Genomic DNA, 16706 nt, shown 5'->3' with positions numbered 1-16706 from the left:
GGCGCTCCGTCCGTATCCGAGGCGAACAAGAGGATCAGCCGGATGTTTTCGACCACACCGTTGCCCGGCGAGACCGGTCGGCGCAGTCAGCGAGCCGCCCGATGAGCTCCATGGAAACGGCCACCACCCCAACCAGCGTTGTCGGCACCCGGGTGCCCCGACTCGAGGACGCCCGCCTGGTCACCGGCGCGGGCACCTTCGTCGACGACGTGACCCGGCCCGGCATGGCACACGCCTGCTTCGTCCGCAGCCCGCTGGCGCGCGCCCGGATCGGCGAGATCGACGTGTCCGCCGCCCTGGAGATGGACGGCGTGCTGGCCGTCTACACCGCCGCCGACCTCAATCCCGGCGCACACGAGATCTCCTACGACCTCGACATGGCCGGTATGCCGCCGGTCCCCCGGCCGCCGCTGGCCGAGGAGGAGGTCCGTTTCGTCGGCGACCCGGTCGCGCTGGTGATCGCCGTGGACCGGTACGTCGCCGAGGACGCGGTGGAACAGATCGTCATCGACTACGACCCGCTGGACCCGGTGGTCGACTACACCACCGCCGACGAGTCCCCGAACCTGGTGCACGCCGGTTTCGCGGGCAACTCGGCGGGCGAGATGGGCGGCCGCCCCGCCGCGGATCTCGCCCCGATCTTCGATTCGGCCGCACATGTGGTGCGCCAGAAGATCTTTCAGCAGGCATACCTCCCCGTGCCGATGGAGACCCGCGGCATCGTGGCGGAATGGTCGGCCCCGACCGCGGAGATGACGGTGTGGATCTCCACCCAGTCACCGCACGAGGTGCGCCTGTTCAGCGCCAGGCTGCTCGGCATCGACGAGCACCGGGTGCGAGTGATCGCCCGCGACACCGGCGGCGGGTTCGGCCTCAAGCAGCTGCCGCTGCGCGAGGAGACCTGCGCGCTGCTGGCCGCCCGCAAGCTGGGCTCGGCCGTGAAGTGGATCGAGGACCGCCAGGAGAACCTGATGGCCTCCGGCATGTCCCGGCACGAGCACGCCGAGGTGGGCATGGCCTTCGACGCCGACGGCACCATCCTGGCCGCCACCATCGCGCACGTCCAGAACGTCGGCGCCTACCCGACGCCCTCGCCGGTGGTCGGCGGCATTCCGGTCGGGATGCTGTTTCCCGGCCCGTACCGGGTCACGGACGCCTCCTTCCACGCCAAGTTCCTCTACTCCAACACGGTCGGGCGGGTCGCCTATCGCGGGCCGTGGCAGTTCGAGTCGGTCAGCCGCGAGGTTCTGCTCGACCGCGCCGCCCGGCAGCTGGGCATGGACCCGATCGAGCTGCGCCGCCGAAACATGCTGCGCCGCGACGAATTCCCGCGCGCGAACGCGAACGGCATGCCGCACGACCATGTTTCGCCGCTGGAGACGCTGGAGCAGGCGATCGAGATGCTCGATTACGACGCGTTCCGCGAGGACCAGCGCGTGGCCCGCACCCAGGGCCGCTATCTCGGCGTCGGCACCTGCACCTATCTGGAGCCGACCACCGGCGCGAGCCCCTTCCTGGCCACCGAGGGCGCCACCATCCGGATCGAGCCGAGCGGCAAGGTCAACGTGTATGTCGCGGGCGGTTCGGCGGGCAACAGCCTCGAGACGACGGTCGTGCAACTCACCGCCGACGCGCTCGGTGTGGCGCTCACCGATGTGCGAACCCTCCAGGGCGACACCGCGATCACGCCGTTCGGCGGTGGCACCGGCGGCAGCCGTTCCGGATCGATGACCGCGGGCGCGATCGAGCAGACCGCCTCGGTGCTGCGGGAGAAGATCCGCGCCATCGCCGCCCACCGGCTCAACGCCACGCCGGACGACATCGAGTTCTCCGGCAGCCGGGCCACCGTGCGCGACAACCCCGATTCCACCCTCACCCTGCGGGAGATCGCCGATATCGCCTACTTCCAGGCCGATTCGCTGCCCCCGGGCATGCAGCCGGGCCTGGAGTCCTCGGGCCGGTACAAGACCCCGCAGATCGCCATCTGGGCCAACGCCACCCACGTGTGCACCTGCGAGGTCGACATCGAGACCGGTGCGGTGCGGCTGCTGCGCTACATCGTCAGCGAGGACTGCGGCCCGATGATCAACCCCAGTGTGGTGGAGGGTCAGATCTACGGCGGGACCGTACAGGGCATCGGCGGCGCGCTCTACGAACATCTCGCCTACGACGAGAGCGGAAACCCGGTCGCCACAACGTTTCTCGACTACCTGCTGCCCACCGCCGCCGAGGTACCGACGATCGAGGTCGGTCACGTCGAGACGCCGAGCCCGGGGCCCGGCAGTTTCAAGGGCGTCGGTGAGGGCGGCGCGATCGGCTCCACCCCGGCGATCCTCAACGCCGTCGCCGACGCACTGTCCCCGTTCGGGGTGGAGATCAGCGAACTGCCGCTGTCCCCGTCCCGGATCGTGACCATGATCGAGCAGGCTCGCGCCGCCGAGGAGGGGACCCGATGAAACCGGCCACGTTCGAATATCACGCCCCGGCCACCGCGGCGGAAGCCGTTGCGCTGCTGGCGGATCTGGGCGACGAGGCCAAGGTCATCGCGGGCGGCCAGAGCCTGGTCCCGATGCTGGCGCTGCGGCTGGCGGTGTTCGACCATCTGGTGGATCTGCGCCGCGTGACCGAACTGCGCGGCATCACCGCCGGTCCCGACGGCGTGCGGATCGGCGCGGGCACGACCCACGCCGAGGTCGGCGCGGCCGAGGAGGTGCGCCGCGCGGTACCGCTGCTGGCGCGGGCGACCCCGCTGATCGGGCACTTCCAGATTCGCAACCGGGGCACGATCGGCGGCGCCATCGCCCATGCCGACGCGGCGGGCGAGTATCCGGTGGTGGCGCTGACCCTCGACGCCGAGATCGAGGCCCTGTCTCCGCGCGGGCCGCGCACGATTCCCGCGGCCGAGTTCTTCACCGGGATGTGGACCACCGAACTGGCCCCGGACGAGATCGTCACCGCGATCGGGTTCCCGGCCTGGCACGGCCGGTGCGGGTTCGCCATCGAGGAATTCGCCCGGCGCAGCGGCGATTTCGCGATGGCGGGTGCGGCCGTGGCGGTCCGGCTGGATGCCGATTCGCGGATCGACCGTTGTGCGATCGGCCTGTTCGGTTTGGCGCCGACTCCGGTGCGGGCGCGCGGCACCGAGTCGGAACTGGCCGGGCGGCGGCTCGACGCGGTGGGCGCCGAGGAGGTCGGCCGGTCGGCGACCGCCGGGCTGGATGCCATCTCCTCGGATGTGCACGGGTCCGCCGACTACCGGCGCCGGGTCGGGGCGGCAATGGTGGCGCGCGCCTGGCGGCGCGCCGTACAGGAGGCGAGCAATGACTGACGTCGACATCGAGGTCCGCATCAACGGCGCCCGGCGCACCGACCGGGTGCCGCCGCGGCTGACGCTGGCCGACTACCTGCGTGAACGCTGCGGTCTCACCGGCACCCACCTCGGCTGCGAGCACGGGGTGTGCGGCGCCTGCACGGTGCTGCTCGACGGCGCGGCGGTGCGCTCCTGCCTGGTGTTCGCGGTGCAGGCCGACGGCGCGGAACTGACCACCGTCGAGGGCGTGGCCGACGCCGACGGGCAGCTGTCGCCGGTGCAGGCGGCGTTCCGCGACGAGCACGGACTGCAGTGCGGTTTCTGCACTCCCGGGTTCATCGTGTCGGTGACGGCCTTCCTGCGCGACAACCCCGACCCCACCGATGCCGAGATCCGTGAGGCCATCTCCGGCAACCTCTGCCGCTGCACCGGCTATCAGGGCATCGTCCGCGCGGTCCGCGCCGCGGCCGACACGATGTCCGCCGCCCCCGACGCCGCCACGCCCAGCACGCAGCAAGCGTGACCCCGAAGGATTTCCCATGAAACTCGACAACACCTTCAGCATCCCGGTCCCCGCCGCGCAGGCGTGGTCGGTGCTGCTGGATCTGGAGCGCATCGCGCCCTGCGTGCCCGGCGCCACCATCACCTCCCGCGACGGTGACGACTTCCACGGCAAGATCAAGGTCAAGCTGGGCCCGGTCGGGCTGAGTTACAGCGGCATCATCAAGGTCGTCTCCCAGGACGAGACCGCGGGCATCGCGGTGCTCGAGGGGCGCGGCCGGGAGACCCGCGGCAACGGCACGGCGAAGGCGACCATCACCTGCAAGCTGGTCGAAACCGACGGCGCCACCGACGTTTTCGTCGACACCGACCTGTCGATCACGGGCAAACCGGCGCAGTTCGGGCGCGGCGCGCTGGCCGATGTCGCGGGCACGTTGATCGGCCGGTTCGCCGCCAACCTCGCCGACGAGATCACCTCGTCGGCCCCCGCCGGCGAGCCCGCCGAGGTATCGGCCTTCCCCGGGGCCGGCGACACCACCGCCGCACCGTCGCCCGCGACCACTCCGGCGGCGGCCCCGCGCAAGGCGGCCGAGCCGATCGACATCCTCGCGTCCGCGGGCGCGAACAACGCTACCCGCTACGGCGGCCTTGCCCTGCTGGCGCTCACCGGCCTACTCGTGGCATTCCTGCGTCGGAAGCGAGCCGCCCGGCTCCCCCGGTGAGGCAGGACGACGATATGACCGCGCCGGTTGGCAACGCAGCCACTCCGCCCACGAATGCGGGCGCCCCGCCCGCGCGAAAAGCGCGGCGGCTCAGGCACATCCGCATCGAAACCGGCGCCTTCGCCCTCGACTACCAGGCCTGCGCCGAGCAGATAGCCGACATCATGGCCGAACTCGCCAGTGTCGGCCTGGTAGTCACCGTCGACGACGACGTCCGCCCCGACCTGCCCTCACTCCCCTGCGGCGCACTGTGGGAATGATTGGAGAACTCCTCTCCCGCAACGCTATTCGAAACGCGCACACCCACTTTCCCGGCCTGCTCCCTCCGCGATGTACTTCGTGATCGCGCGCAGTGCCCCGCCTCCGGGGCGTCGGGTCAGCCGACCGGGCTGAGGTCTGCGCCGATGGAGGGGATGGCGGAGAGGCCGCTGCGGAAGACCTCGGTGGCGCCGACTGCGGTGGCGGGAACCGCGGCGGCGGTGAGGGCTTGGGCCTTGAATGCCTGCGCCGCGACGCTCAGGCGGTGCAGGACCGGGTCGACGCGGTGCTCCGGGGGCATGTGCCAGCCCTCGCCCCAGACGACGACCTCGATTCCGCCGTCCCCCAACGCTTTCAGTAGACCGCGCTGGGCGCGCGGGTCACCTTGGCACAGGTCGCAGGCGACCGCCAGCGCGTGCGGCCGCCGCCCCTGTCCGCCCGCCGCCAGTACCGACTCCAGCTCCAGCGTCTCCGCGCCGAGGATGCGCAGCGGACGGGAGTCCGACAGGTCGGCCAGCAGCACCGTCACGTCCCATCCGGCGACGGCGCGGTCGAACAGCCAGCCCCCGGCGTGCTCGACGACGTCCACGATGCTGGTGGCGACGACATCGAGGCGGTACCTCATCGTGCCGCGTCCGGGCTTAGGTCGCGAGCCAGCGACCGGGTGTACTCGTTGAACACCTCGGTCAGCGGGATCGAGTGATCGAGCAGCCATGAGATCTCCATTCCATTGATGAAAGCGACGATTTCGATAGCCCGGATGTCGGGGTCGAGGTCGGGCCGATACCGTCCGATCTCCTGGTTGCGCCGGATGATGCCGGCGACGATGCCCACGGCGACCTTCCACCTGTCGAGCAGGCGGTCGTGCAGCGGAGCCTCGGGCATCAGGTTCTCCACCAGCATGACCACGAAGGTGCCCACCAGCTCCGGGGAGCTTTCGATCCGTTCGGCGACCTTGCGGATCTCCACGATCAGATCTCCGCTCAGGTCCGCGTCCGCGAGGTCGGCGGCGTCGCGCGCGTCCAGCACCGCGTGCAGCAACTGGTCCTTGGATTGGAAATGATGCAGCAGCCCGGCCGGGCTCACCCCCGCTTCGCGGGCGATCTGAGCCAAAGTTGTACTACGCCAGCCGTTCTGGGTGAGCAGCCGCTGGGCGACCCGCAGGATGCGCTGGCGGCGGTCTTCCCCTTTGGCGAGCAGGGAGGCGTAGGGACGAGGAGTAGTCACGTGTTGCTCTCTTCTCCAAAACCTAGTGAACACACAGTAGGTTGGTTTTGCCGGTGTGACAAGGGTCTCATGCCCGTTCCGTCAATCCATCGAGGCCACGCCCTCGAAACCGCAGCGACGGCAATGGCAGCGAATGCTGACGGTAACGTCATTCTCGCAGATGAAGTGGGTCAAAGATCGTCACCCAGACCAACGTATGTATACGAGACTCTCCCATTGTGATAACTTCATTCCCATGCGGAAGCCGCAGTCATCCCGGGGATCGACGCGGCGCGGTCCGCCACTCGCGATCCACGCTGACGGCACGGGAACTTCCGCGATACGAACAGCTCCATTGGAGGGTCAAGATGTCGGTTTCGACCAGCAGTGCTTCGTTGTACCCGCCCGGCGGTTTCGGACCGCCCAAGGACCGCCGCGGTCACGCCGAGGGCTCGATCGGACTGCCCGCCGGCACCGAGGTGTTCTCGGCCGACAATCACATCTCGCTGGCCGACGACATCTTCTACGAGCGGTTCCCGGAGCACATGAAGGACCGGGCCCCGCGCATCTGGTACGAGGACGGCGCCTATCAGATCGGCCGGAAGGGAAAGTCGTTCCTGCCCGGCGATTTCAGCAGCGTGCTGATGCAGTACGACCCGCTCGACGGTTCCGGCAGCGCCAATTTCGACGCGCGGGCCGCGGATCTGCGCGCCGACGGCATCGCCAAGGAGCTGGCGTTCCCGAACGCGTTGCTGGCGTTGCTGTTCTACCCGGACAAGGAGGTCCGGGAGCTGGCGTTCCGGGTCTACAACGAGTACATCGCCGGTCTGCAGGAACGCTCCGGCGGCTCCTTCTACGGTGTCGGCCTGATCAACTGGTGGGACCCGGCGGGCACCCGCCGCACCCTCGACGAGCTGAAGTCGCTGGGGCTCAAGACATTCCTGTTGCCACTGTCGGCGGGCAAGGACGACGACGGCAATGTCATCGACTACGGCAGCACCGCGATGATCCCGGTGTGGGACGCCATCGAGGAGTCGGGGGTGCCGGTTTCCCACCACATCGGCGAGTCGCCGCTCTCGGCGCCGTGCGAGGTCAACAGCGTGGTGGTCGGCATGATGCACAATGTCGCGCCGTTCCGGGAGTTGTTCTCCAAGTACGTGTTCAGTGGCATCATCGACCGGCATCCGGGCCTGAGCATCGGCTGGTTCGAGGGCGGCATCAACTGGGTGCCCTCGGCGATCCAGGACGCCGAGCACATGAACGCGTCGTACCAGCACATGTACAACCGGCCGATCGAGCACGAGGTGCGGTACTACTGGGACAACCACATGCGCGCCTCGTTCATGGTGGATCCGCTGGGCCTGTCGCTCATCGACCACATCGGCCGCGACCGCGTCATGTGGTCGTCGGACTACCCGCACAACGAAAGTACCTGGGGCTATTCGGAGAAGTCCCTCGCGAGTGTGGTGGCGGCGGTCGGTCCCGAGGACGCGGCCAAGATCGTCAGCGGCAATGTCACCGATTTCCTGGGCCTGCAGCCATGACGTCATCCACCACCGGCGCACCGGCCCTCGTGATACCCGAGGTACCCGATCGGGCGCGCCTGCGGCGCGAGACCGGGGCGCGGCTGCGGTCGGTCATGGCCCGGCAGGGCGTCGACGCGCTCGTGCTGCTGAACAACAGCAATGTCGTGTATGCCACCGGGACGAACTGGCCGCTCGGCGACGCCGGGCTGTCGCACGTCGAGCGCCCGGTCGCGGTCGTGGTCGCGGGTGACCCGTGGCCGCACCTGTTCCTGCCATTCAGGGAGGGCACCGCCGAGGAGACCGACCTGCCCGCCGACCATCTGCACGGGCCGGTCTATCTCGAATTCGACGAGGGCGTCACGGAATTCGCGAGGCTGCTCGCCGACCTGATCCCGTCGGGATCGACCGTCGCGGTGGACGAGTGCACGGGCGCCATGCGCCGGGCCGAGGCGGGGCTGTTCCCGGGCGGGCCGCCGTCGGACGCCGCGCTGGTGGTCGGCCCGGCCAAGCTGATCAAGACTCCCGACGAGATCGCCTGCATCCGCACGGCCGCCCGCATCACCGATCGGGCGATGGTGGACGTGCAGGCGGCGCTGGCGCCCGGACGACGGCAGATCGACCTGTCGGCCCGCTTCATCCGCCAGGCCTTCGAACTGGGCGCCACCGCCACCATGCTGGAGGCGATCTGGCAGGTCATGCCCGACACCAAGGCGGAGGGCGTCTGGACCACTCACGGCGACCTGGCCCTGCCGCTGCTCACCACCGAGCGCGAACTGCGGGCCGGGGATGTGCTGTGGACCGACGTCAGCATCACCTACGGCGGCTACTGCTCCGACTTCGGCCGCACCTGGGTGGTCGGGCAGGAGCCGAATGCGCGGCAGCGCAAGCAATTCGAGCGCTGGCACGACATCCTCACCGCCGTACTGGATGTCGCCCGCGCCGGGGCGACCGCGGCCGATCTGGCGCGGGCCGCGACGGCCGCCAACGACGGCGTGAAACCGTGGCTGCCGCATTTCTACCTGGGCCACGGGATCGGGGTCAGCGCGGCCGAAACGCCCATGATCGGCACCGATCTCGGGCCGGAGTTCGACGAGAACTTCGTGTTCGAGCCGAACATGGTGCTGGTACTGGAGCCGGTGGTCTGGGAGGACGGCACCGGCGGCTACCGAAGCGAGGAAATCATCGTGATCACCGAGGAGGGCTCGATCGCCCTCACCGACTACCCCTACGCGCCCTATGGCAATTGAGGTGCTGCCCGACGATCGCGCCCTGCGGCATGGGCGGCGCGATCGCGCATTGGCACAGATGAAAGCCCATGACCTGGATATTCTCGTCCTCGGCCGACAGGCCAACGCTCGCTACCTCGCGGGAGCGCCCCAGCTGTGGGTCGCCGGGACCCGCCCGTTCGGCCCGGTGGCGACGGTGGTGCGGGAAACGGGCGCGGTACACCTGCTGAGCACCTGGGACGAGGGCATTCCCGACGATATCCCGCACGAGCACCTCTACGGCCTCGCCTGGAATCCGATGACCACCATCGCGGTCCTGCGCGACATCGAGGGCGCGGCCACCGCGAAACGAGTGGGCACGGACGCGCTTTCGCCCGGCTTCGCGAAGCTGCTGCCGCTGGCGTTCCCCCACGCCGAACTCGTCGACGGCGAACAGGCCATGCGCACCGCGCGGCGCGTCAAGACCGCCGAAGAGATCGCGGTGCTGCGGAATACGCTGCGGGTGGCCGAGGCGGGCCTGGCGACCACGGTCGCCGCGCTGGCGCCCGGCAGCAGTGAGCCGGGGCTGATCGGCGTACTGCTGGAAGCGATGACCGCCGGCGGCGTCAGTACCCCGGCTTCGCAGGATTCGGTCTGGGTGACGTCCACGGAGCATCCGTGGCGGCGGGCCGCGTCCGACCGGCTGGTGCGGCCGGGCGATCTGGTGGCGGTCAACGCCGGTGTCCTCGGTGACGGGTACATCGGTGAGGTCGGGCGGACGTACCCGGTCGACCCCACCGACGAGGCCGCGAAGCTGTATCGGCGCCGAGACGCTTTGTGGGACAGGCTGATCGACGCCTGCCGTCCCGGCGCGGCGGCCGCCGACCTGCTCACCGCCTACGAGTCCGCGGGCGAACCGCTGCCGCCGATGCCGGTCGCGCGGGGCCTGGGGATGGGTTTCGACCCGCCGGTGGTGTCGCCGCGGTTACGGGCCACCGCGGCGGCCGAGCGGCTGGAGCCGGGCATGGTGCTGTCGGTCACCGGGTATGTATGGCAGTCCGGCGTCGGCGCGGTGTTCGGCCGTGACGCGGTGCTGATCACCGACGACGGCTGCGAGGTACTGACCACGGCACCGCACTGGGAGCCCTGATCCCCCGCTCCCGTCCCCGCCCGGGACGGGAGCGACCAAACCCCTCTCTCCGGCAAAGGAGCCTCCACCATGCCCGGTTCCGACCAGTCCGCGGCGCATTCCGACCGTTCCGAGGCCGAGAAGATCATCCGCTACGACAAGGATCCGACGACCCGCATCGCGACCATCACCTTCGATCGGCCCGACCAGCTCAACGCGCCCACCATCGCCGCCCGGCTGCGCTACGCCGACCTGCTGCACCGCGCGAGCGTGGACGACGACGTGAAGGTGCTGGTCGTGCGCGGCGCGGGCGATGACCTCGGCAGTGGCGCGGACCTGCCCGAGTTCATGGAGGTACAGAACTCGCCCGCGCAGGGGCCCCGGCTGGCCGAGTACAAGATCGGCCCCGACGAGGTGCGGTATCCGCCGAAGGAGTCCTTCCGGCACGGAGCCACCATCAGCCAGTGGTACGCCAACGCTCAGGCCGGGTGCCGCAGCCTGCAGGAGTTCAAGAAGATCAGCATCGTCGAGGTGAAGGGCTACTGCTACGGCTGGCACTTCTACCAGGCCGCGGACGCGGACCTGGTGATCTCCTCCGACGACGCGCTGTTCGGCCACCCGTCCTTCCGGTACTACGGCTGGGGTCCGCGGATGTGGACGTGGGCGCAGACCATGGGGTTGCGGCGGTTTCAGGAGATGGTCTTCACCGGGCGGGCGTTCAGCGCGCAGGAGATGTACGACTGCAACTTCCTCAACAAGGTTGTCGCCCGTGCGGATCTGGAGGCCGAGACCGCGAAGTACGCGCTGGCCTGTGCCCGGAACCGGCCCACGGATACGGTTTTCATGCAGAAGGTCTTCTTCGAGGTGATGAAGCAGCATCAGGGCGAGTACATGGGCAGCCTGCTCAGCGGCTTCTTCGAGTCGATGGGCGGCCACATCCACGCCGACGACGACGGTGATCTCATGCTGGGCAACGCCTTCGAGGGCGGGCTGAACAACTCGGTGAAGGACAACGACGCGCAATTCCCGCCGGAGTTCCGGCTGAGCAAGTCGGGCCGCGAGCAGCCGGAGTGAGCGGCTCGAGGATCGGTGAGCAGAAAGTCGGTGGGAGACATGGCATCGAGGAATTCCGCACGCGCCGAGCAGCCCGTCGAACCGCCGTTGCGCGGGTGCGTGGTGGCCGATCTGTCGACGGGAATCGCGGGCGGGTATTGCACCAAGCTGCTGCGCGACGGCGGGGCCGAGGTGGTGAAGCTCGAACCGCCCGAGGGCGATTCGCTGCGGCGGTGGTCGGCTTCGGGCGCCGAGATCGCCGACGATCGTGACGGTGCGCTGTTCGGATTCCTGGCCGGCGGAAAGGCCGGTGTGGTCGCCGATCCGAACGTCCCCGCCGACCTGGATCTGGTCGACGCGGTGCTGGCGGCGGCCGACGTCGTGATCTGGTCGCCGGGGTCGCGGCTGGCCGAGCATCCCCGGTTCGCTCCCGCGGCCGTGCGCCGGGCGCACCGGCACCTGGTGGTCACCGCCGTCACCCCGTTCGGGCTGGACGGGCCCTGGAGTGGCCGTGCCGCAACGGAATTCACGCTCCAGGCGTGGTCCGGCGGTATCGTCGGGCTCGGGCGCGGCGCACCGGAGCAGGCCCCGGTGCAGGTGGGCGGCCGGGTCGGCGAATGGTTCGCCGGTGCGTACGCCTCGGCGGCGACCATGACCTCCCGGCTGCGCACCCTCGGGTCCGGCGCGGGGGAGCTCGTCGACCTGTCCATGCTGGAGACGCAGATCCTCGGTCTCACCTACTTCCCGGTCTCGTTCTTCGAGGCGCTGGGGCGGCCGTTCCGCACCGAGCGTCGGCTGAGCGTGCCCGGCGTCGCGGCGGCGGCCGACGGGCTGGTGGCGCTGGGCTGCGGAACGGCGCAGCAGTGGTTCGACCTGTGCGCGATGGTGGGGCACGCGGAGTGGATCGACGAGGACACCGATCTGTCGATCACCGAACGCGCCACCAAGCACGCGCCCGACATCTTCGCCTGGCTGGCCGAGCAGCCCGCCGAGGTGATCCGCGATCTCGCCACCGCCTTCCGGATTCCGAACGGGCCGGTCGTGCACGGCGCCAACGCCACCACCATGGATCATCACGTGGCGCGACGCGCCTTCACAGTCAATCCGCGCGACGGTTTCCTCCAGCCCGGTCCGCCCTATCGCACCCGGCCCGATCTGCTCTGCGGTCCGGCGGCCGCGCCCCGGCTCGGTGAGCACACCGAGCGGTATCGCGCCGCCCGTCCCGTGCACCGGCCCGCTGCCGCGCGGGTGCGCCCGGATCCCTTGCCGTTCCGGGAACTTCGCGTGCTGGATCTGACCACGTACTGGGCCGGGCCGTCGTGCACGCACTTCCTCGCCATGCTGGGCGCGGAGGTCGTCCATGTCGAGTCGGCCGGGCGGCCGGACGGCACCCGGCTGATCGCCGGTGTGGCCGCGTCGGAGGAGCAGTGGTGGGAGAAGTCGCCGATCTTCTCCGGGCTCAACACCAACAAGAAGGGGCTGACGGTCGACTTCCGTTCCGAGCGCGGGCGCGCACTGCTGCAGCGGCTGGCGGCGAGTTGCGACGTCGTCGTCGAGAACTACACGCCGCGGGTGCTGGAACAGATCGGACTGGACTATCCGGCGCTGCGCGAGTCGCGGCCCGACACCATCATGGTCCGGATGCCCGGCTTCGGTCTGGACGGGCCCTGGCGGGACAATCCGGCGTTCGCGTACATCATCGAGGACACTTCCGGACTGACCTGGCTCACCGGGCATCGCGACCGGAACCCCGTGGAGCCCTATTCGATCGGTGATCCGAATGCCGGGGTGCATGCGTTGAACGCGCTGCTGCTGGCCTTGGAGCAGCGGCGGAAGACCGGGCGTGGGGCGCTGGTGGAGGCCGCCATGGTGGACGCCGCTCTCAACGTCGCGGCGGAACAGGTGATCGAGTATTCCGCTTACGGTGCGCTGCTGGAGCGAGACGGCAATCGCGGGCCGCAGGCCGCGCCGCAGAATCTGTACCGGGCCGCCGGGGTGGACGAGTTCGGCAGGGAGGACTGCTGGGTCGCGATCGCCGTGGCGACGGACGCGCAGTGGCGGGCGCTGCGTGCGGCGCTCGGTGATCCCTTCTGGGCGCTGACGCCCGAGCTGTCCTCGGCCGGTGGGCGACGCCGCCACCACTCGTCGATCGACGAGCATCTCTCCGCGTGGTGCGCCGCCCGCGACAGCGACGAGATCGTCCGAACCCTATGGGCCGCAGGCGTTCCCGTCGCCAAGGTCATCCAGCCCCACCGCCAGGCCGAGCTACCCCAACTACGCCACCGCGGCTTCTTCGAACCCGTCCCCCACCCCGTCGCCGAAACGGCCCGGCACAGCACCGTTCCCGCCCGCTTCTCCGCGGGCCCCCACCGGTTCCACCGCTCGCCCGCCCCGCTGCTCGGCCAGCACAACACCGAATTGCTCACGGGGATCGGGCTTTCCGAAGCGGAAATCTCGGCACTGGAGAACGAGGGCATCATCGGCGGTACTCCCGCCGTCGCCCGCACGCCCGTGAAGTCGGAATAGGAACTCGCTCCCGCCGACGAAGCCGCTCCCTCCGACACAGTCGTTCCCAACTCTCGATGCGCGCAGCTGTCGATGCTCCGTGACGACGTCGAACCTCGTCGAGAAACGCGACCTGCACGGACGGCTACACACCATCAGACCCTCCGTCGCGCCCCCATACAGCCTGAGCGGACAGAACTCTCGCCATCTCGTCCATAGCCGGCGAATCGGCGAACGGCCGCGTCTGCCCGATGACCCGCCAGCCCCACGACTCGTACGCCTTGCGCGCCGGGTTGCCCACGCGAACGAGCAAGTAAGCCAGCGGTTCCGGGCGTTCCGACAGCAGCGCGTCATGAATACTCCGGGCATAACCCTTCCCCTGCGCCGCAGGGTGCACGGCGAACTCCCGGAAGATGTAGACCGGATCATCCATGGTCACCGGACCGAACGTGGGAAAGACACGTACTGCCTTCTCCCACACCCCCTTCGGCCGCCCGTACGGCGTGCCGAACGCATACCCGACCAGCCTGTGGTCGACCCAGCCCCCCACCAACTCGAACTCCGGAATCGGCGCATACAACTGCTCGAGACGATCCCAGAACCTGTCCGGGGAGTACCACGGATCCCCTTGTTGCTCCAAGTGCGACGCCAGATACACAGCCTTCAACTCATCGGCCAAGCCCAGCGCACCGTTCGCGTCGTACCGTTCAAGCGTGAGCTCCGAGCCCGTCATGACCGAATCACCCTGCGCTGCTGAGCAATCGCGTCCGAACGGATCAACTCTCGCAGGTCCGCGACGGCTGCCGAACCCCGTTCCTCCGACGGTATCGCTTCGTAAACCTGCTCGCTGAGACCCATCACGAACCGCGTGCGATACTCCGCAGGCAACCGGTTCACCGTATTGATCGCGTGACGGGCACCCTCGGCACAATCCCCGTCTCGCACATGACACAGGGCGCGCTGCAGTTCGATCTGTGTCGGCCCGCGAACGATGTTCGGCGGGTACAGGCACAGCGCCGCCTGCTGTGCGGCTTCCGCCGCCGCAACGTTCCCGAGATGCGAGTAGACGAAACTCTCGGTGAACCGCACTCGTTCTTCGGGGTAGGCCCAGCAGTGCCAACCGTGGCACGCGGTCATATCCGATGGAAGTTCGGCGAAGACATCGCGCAAGGTTCGAAGGTCGGACTCGGCTTCCTCCGCACGACCGAGCAGGGCGTACGACTGCGCACGAGCTGCAAGCAAACTCGGCAGCCCGGCTACCGGACCGGTAGCCATCAATTCGTCGGCTTCACCGATAGATTCGAGAATCGAAGTCGGCGAGCGGCCGTCGTAGATTTCCCGAATCGCCGCGCGGCCGCGGATGTACAACATGGTACGCAGGTCACCGGACGCATCCGCAGCCAGCCGCGCTGTCCGCCACCATCGCATGGCTTCCCTTCGCTGACCAAGGTCGCCCACTGCCTGCGCCATGTAATGGCTCAGAAGTGCCCCTATCTCATAGAACCGCCGCCGCCGTGCAGGATTCGCAGTCTGTCCGAGAGCAAGCTGAAGGATCAGCACGTCCGTCAGCAACAGCTCGTGCAGGCGACTCGACGTGTCCGTCACATGGATCTCACCGTATTCACGGACGATCTCGTACCAGTCGGCGATGTCGGCCGCCGCACCCTCGGCCATGGCCTGGTTGAGACCGTGGCGGGCCATTTCGAGGCTCACCGCGGTGCCTACTCCAGCGAGCGAAGCGTTCGCCAGGAAGGTACGACGAAGCACGTCGTCTACCTCCTCTCTGGCACCTGCCGATACCGGGGTGGATGGCTCGTTCGCCACCATCGTAGTAACCGCCCCCGGCCCTCGGTCCGGCCGACGGAATCCGAGTTCCGCATCCGTTGCGGTACCGAGCACGGCCCGCAACCCAGCGCGACAGTCGTCACCAGGCCAGCGAAATAGGCCACGCTCGAGCTTCCCGATGTAGTTTCCCGACAACTCGACGATCCGGCCGCGCTCTCGGAATATCCAAGCGTTTACCGATTCGGCGAGTTCATTGCGGGACAACGGATGTCCGGTCGTAGCTGATCGAACCCGCATCCGGGCATTTACGAGCTCGCTGTTCGGTTCTGCCAATCAACCCACCCACTCTCCACGCTCGACTGATCCCTACGCCGCATCCTCGCAACTGAGGCACCGACATGGTGCCCATTCGGACCACCTCCCGACATCCTCCCCCGAATCACCCACCAGTAGTCGTTCCGCGTGGCGTCCACGGATCGAAAACTGGTGCTCAGTTCTGCTCACCAAGAGTTCGAAGGAAAGGAAGCACCGCATGCACGAGATGATCAGCGCCATGACCGTCACTCCGCCACGCATCTGCGGTCTGGCGGAAGTCCTTCTCGCACATCAGCAGATGCAGCGGCATCGGGGGTGCCGGATCGACCGGTGCGGATGGAAGTGGGTCGCGTACTGCACCTTGGTGCACCACGGCCGGATCGCTCCGCAGCGAACCGGTCCGCGGGAACGTGCGCACGCACGCGGCATCGATTTCCCGGTCGGCGGGGTCGGTCCGGCGCGCATCGCGGACGCGCCGGAATTGCCGACGCTGCAGCAAGTGCTCGACGGTCTCGCCGCGCTAGCGATGCCGCCTACCGGCTGGAACACTCGATTCGAGCGGTGAAAGCGATTGTGCGCGTGGGAGATAGCGCAGAGCGCCCTTGCGATCGCGGGCGTTGCCGTATTCGCCGCACTCGGGTTGGCATGCGTTTGGCCGATCATTCCACCGGACCGTCCGACCTCGGCACATCGGCCCGAAACACCCTGCCGCACAGGTCACATGGCTTGGCCCGAGACCTGGACATGCCGCGCACCGACCAGTGCGCTCTCCACGACCGAGGCGCACACCACGATGCAACTACATCGCGACCACGACTGCCCACGCAAACGCGCCGCGTTCCGCACCCTGGTCGCCGCAGGACGTATCACTCCGGATTCTTCACGCCGCCACAAGCTTTGGAGCTCCGATGACTTCTGACCCGATACCCCTCCGAACCAGACAACTCACGATGCGCGCCACGCGCGCCGGATATCACCTCATCCGCGCGCCGTGGCAACCGCACGACTGGGTCCTGCTCGACGCCCAACACGGCGACCCCATATTCGCCGCCCCCACCCTCGACCACATCGAACGCTGGCTGGCGTCTTAGACCGATCGCAACGCTTCGCCCGGCCGAATCCTCCAGCTATACCGCTGGATTCACCCTCGCCGCAGGATGGCATGGAGCTGCCGTCGGTCCGTACATGTCC

The 16706-nt window shown here is 68.7% G+C and carries 16 protein-coding genes; 12 read left to right on the top strand and 4 right to left on the bottom strand.

What is annotated here, in order from left to right; translation table 11 throughout:
* Positions 1-101: 101 nt before the first annotated feature.
* From NWFMUON74_RS13760 to NWFMUON74_RS13740, 5 genes are read left to right on the top strand one after another with little or no spacing between them, the layout of a single operon-like run.
* A complete protein-coding gene (locus NWFMUON74_RS13760) occupies positions 102-2456 on the top strand; it encodes a xanthine dehydrogenase family protein molybdopterin-binding subunit (protein ID WP_187688188.1) in 2355 nt (784 codons plus the stop codon).
* Positions 2453-3328 (top strand): FAD binding domain-containing protein, encoded by an 876-nt coding sequence (locus NWFMUON74_RS13755; RefSeq protein WP_187688187.1) that lies wholly within the window; start codon positions 2453-2455, stop codon positions 3326-3328. The genes NWFMUON74_RS13760 and NWFMUON74_RS13755 overlap by 4 nt, the downstream gene beginning before the upstream one ends.
* Positions 3321-3833 (top strand): (2Fe-2S)-binding protein, encoded by a 513-nt coding sequence (locus NWFMUON74_RS13750; protein WP_187688186.1) that lies wholly within the window; start codon positions 3321-3323, stop codon positions 3831-3833. Before NWFMUON74_RS13755 ends, NWFMUON74_RS13750 begins: the two co-directional genes overlap by 8 nt.
* Before the next feature lie 16 nt (positions 3834-3849).
* On the top strand, positions 3850-4533 hold the full coding sequence (locus tag NWFMUON74_RS13745; RefSeq protein ID WP_187688185.1) for an SRPBCC family protein: 684 nt from the start codon (positions 3850-3852) through the stop codon (positions 4531-4533).
* Positions 4534-4547: 14 nt separating this feature from the next.
* Positions 4548-4793, top strand: coding sequence for a hypothetical protein (locus NWFMUON74_RS13740; protein ID WP_187688184.1), 246 nt, complete (start codon positions 4548-4550; stop codon positions 4791-4793).
* Positions 4794-4909: 116 nt separating this feature from the next.
* Here the strand turns inward: NWFMUON74_RS13740 and NWFMUON74_RS13735 are convergent, their stop codons facing one another.
* Together NWFMUON74_RS13735 and NWFMUON74_RS13730 are read right to left on the bottom strand one after the other, a co-directional pair.
* On the bottom strand, positions 4910-5416 hold the full coding sequence (locus tag NWFMUON74_RS13735) for a hypothetical protein (RefSeq protein ID WP_187688183.1): 507 nt from the start codon (positions 5414-5416) through the stop codon (positions 4910-4912).
* Complete coding sequence (locus tag NWFMUON74_RS13730; RefSeq protein ID WP_187688182.1) at positions 5413-6018, bottom strand: TetR/AcrR family transcriptional regulator; 606 nt, start codon at positions 6016-6018, stop codon at positions 5413-5415. The genes NWFMUON74_RS13735 and NWFMUON74_RS13730 overlap by 4 nt, the downstream gene beginning before the upstream one ends.
* A gap of 347 nt (positions 6019-6365) precedes the next feature.
* Between NWFMUON74_RS13730 and NWFMUON74_RS13725 the strand changes: the two genes are divergently transcribed.
* The 5 genes from NWFMUON74_RS13725 (at position 6366) to NWFMUON74_RS13705 (ending at position 13436) form a co-directional block, all read left to right on the top strand.
* On the top strand, positions 6366-7541 hold the full coding sequence (locus NWFMUON74_RS13725; protein WP_187688181.1) for an amidohydrolase family protein: 1176 nt from the start codon (positions 6366-6368) through the stop codon (positions 7539-7541).
* Positions 7538-8770, top strand: coding sequence for a M24 family metallopeptidase (locus NWFMUON74_RS13720; protein ID WP_187688180.1), 1233 nt, complete (start codon positions 7538-7540; stop codon positions 8768-8770). Before NWFMUON74_RS13725 ends, NWFMUON74_RS13720 begins: the two co-directional genes overlap by 4 nt.
* Positions 8760-9878, top strand: coding sequence for a M24 family metallopeptidase (locus NWFMUON74_RS13715; RefSeq protein ID WP_187688179.1), 1119 nt, complete (start codon positions 8760-8762; stop codon positions 9876-9878). The genes NWFMUON74_RS13720 and NWFMUON74_RS13715 overlap by 11 nt, the downstream gene beginning before the upstream one ends.
* A gap of 69 nt (positions 9879-9947) precedes the next feature.
* The gene (locus tag NWFMUON74_RS13710) at positions 9948-10931 is read left to right on the top strand and encodes an enoyl-CoA hydratase/isomerase family protein (protein WP_187688178.1); all 984 of its coding nucleotides are present in this window, start codon (positions 9948-9950) and stop codon (positions 10929-10931) included.
* A 39-nt stretch (positions 10932-10970) separates the two neighbouring features.
* On the top strand, positions 10971-13436 hold the full coding sequence (locus NWFMUON74_RS13705) for a CaiB/BaiF CoA-transferase family protein (protein ID WP_187688177.1): 2466 nt from the start codon (positions 10971-10973) through the stop codon (positions 13434-13436).
* 124 nt (positions 13437-13560) lie between these two features.
* Here the strand turns inward: NWFMUON74_RS13705 and NWFMUON74_RS13700 are convergent, their stop codons facing one another.
* Positions 13561-14148, bottom strand: a complete 588-nt coding sequence (locus tag NWFMUON74_RS13700) for a GNAT family N-acetyltransferase (RefSeq protein WP_187688176.1) — start codon at positions 14146-14148, stop codon at positions 13561-13563.
* On the bottom strand, positions 14145-15497 hold the full coding sequence (locus NWFMUON74_RS13695; protein WP_483243799.1) for an NsdA family TPR-like regulatory protein: 1353 nt from the start codon (positions 15495-15497) through the stop codon (positions 14145-14147). Before NWFMUON74_RS13695 ends, NWFMUON74_RS13700 begins: the two co-directional genes overlap by 4 nt.
* A gap of 235 nt (positions 15498-15732) precedes the next feature.
* Between NWFMUON74_RS13695 and NWFMUON74_RS13690 the strand changes: the two genes are divergently transcribed.
* Complete coding sequence (locus tag NWFMUON74_RS13690; protein ID WP_187688174.1) at positions 15733-16080, top strand: hypothetical protein; 348 nt, start codon at positions 15733-15735, stop codon at positions 16078-16080.
* A gap of 343 nt (positions 16081-16423) precedes the next feature.
* Positions 16424-16606 (top strand): hypothetical protein, encoded by a 183-nt coding sequence (locus tag NWFMUON74_RS13685; protein WP_187688173.1) that lies wholly within the window; start codon positions 16424-16426, stop codon positions 16604-16606.
* The last annotated feature ends 100 nt before the right edge of the window (positions 16607-16706 follow it).

The organism is Nocardia wallacei, assembly GCF_014466955.1.
Lineage (GTDB): Bacteria > Actinomycetota > Actinomycetes > Mycobacteriales > Mycobacteriaceae > Nocardia > Nocardia wallacei.
The sequence above is the reverse complement of the archived record's forward strand: the minus strand, read 5'-3'. Positions and strand labels throughout refer to the sequence as shown.

Excerpts from the sequence above, each read along its gene's own strand:
- NWFMUON74_RS13760 (WP_187688188.1), top strand. The coding sequence starts at position 102 with ATGAGCTCCATGGAAACGGCCACCACCCCAACCAGCGTTGTCGGCACC.
- NWFMUON74_RS13755 (WP_187688187.1), top strand. The coding sequence starts at position 2,453 with ATGAAACCGGCCACGTTCGAATATCACGCCCCGGCCACCGCGGCGGAA.
- NWFMUON74_RS13750 (WP_187688186.1), top strand. The coding sequence starts at position 3,321 with ATGACTGACGTCGACATCGAGGTCCGCATCAACGGCGCCCGGCGCACC.
- NWFMUON74_RS13745 (WP_187688185.1), top strand. The coding sequence starts at position 3,850 with ATGAAACTCGACAACACCTTCAGCATCCCGGTCCCCGCCGCGCAGGCG.
- NWFMUON74_RS13740 (WP_187688184.1), top strand. The coding sequence starts at position 4,548 with ATGACCGCGCCGGTTGGCAACGCAGCCACTCCGCCCACGAATGCGGGC.
- NWFMUON74_RS13735 (WP_187688183.1), bottom strand. The coding sequence starts at position 5,416 with ATGAGGTACCGCCTCGATGTCGTCGCCACCAGCATCGTGGACGTCGTC.
- NWFMUON74_RS13725 (WP_187688181.1), top strand. The coding sequence starts at position 6,366 with ATGTCGGTTTCGACCAGCAGTGCTTCGTTGTACCCGCCCGGCGGTTTC.
- NWFMUON74_RS13720 (WP_187688180.1), top strand. The coding sequence starts at position 7,538 with ATGACGTCATCCACCACCGGCGCACCGGCCCTCGTGATACCCGAGGTA.
- NWFMUON74_RS13715 (WP_187688179.1), top strand. The coding sequence starts at position 8,760 with ATGGCAATTGAGGTGCTGCCCGACGATCGCGCCCTGCGGCATGGGCGG.
- NWFMUON74_RS13710 (WP_187688178.1), top strand. The coding sequence starts at position 9,948 with ATGCCCGGTTCCGACCAGTCCGCGGCGCATTCCGACCGTTCCGAGGCC.
- NWFMUON74_RS13705 (WP_187688177.1), top strand. The coding sequence starts at position 10,971 with ATGGCATCGAGGAATTCCGCACGCGCCGAGCAGCCCGTCGAACCGCCG.
- NWFMUON74_RS13700 (WP_187688176.1), bottom strand. The coding sequence starts at position 14,148 with ATGACGGGCTCGGAGCTCACGCTTGAACGGTACGACGCGAACGGTGCG.
- NWFMUON74_RS13695 (WP_483243799.1), bottom strand. The coding sequence starts at position 15,497 with ATGCGGGTTCGATCAGCTACGACCGGACATCCGTTGTCCCGCAATGAA.
- NWFMUON74_RS13690 (WP_187688174.1), top strand. The coding sequence starts at position 15,733 with ATGCACGAGATGATCAGCGCCATGACCGTCACTCCGCCACGCATCTGC.
- NWFMUON74_RS13685 (WP_187688173.1), top strand. The coding sequence starts at position 16,424 with ATGACTTCTGACCCGATACCCCTCCGAACCAGACAACTCACGATGCGC.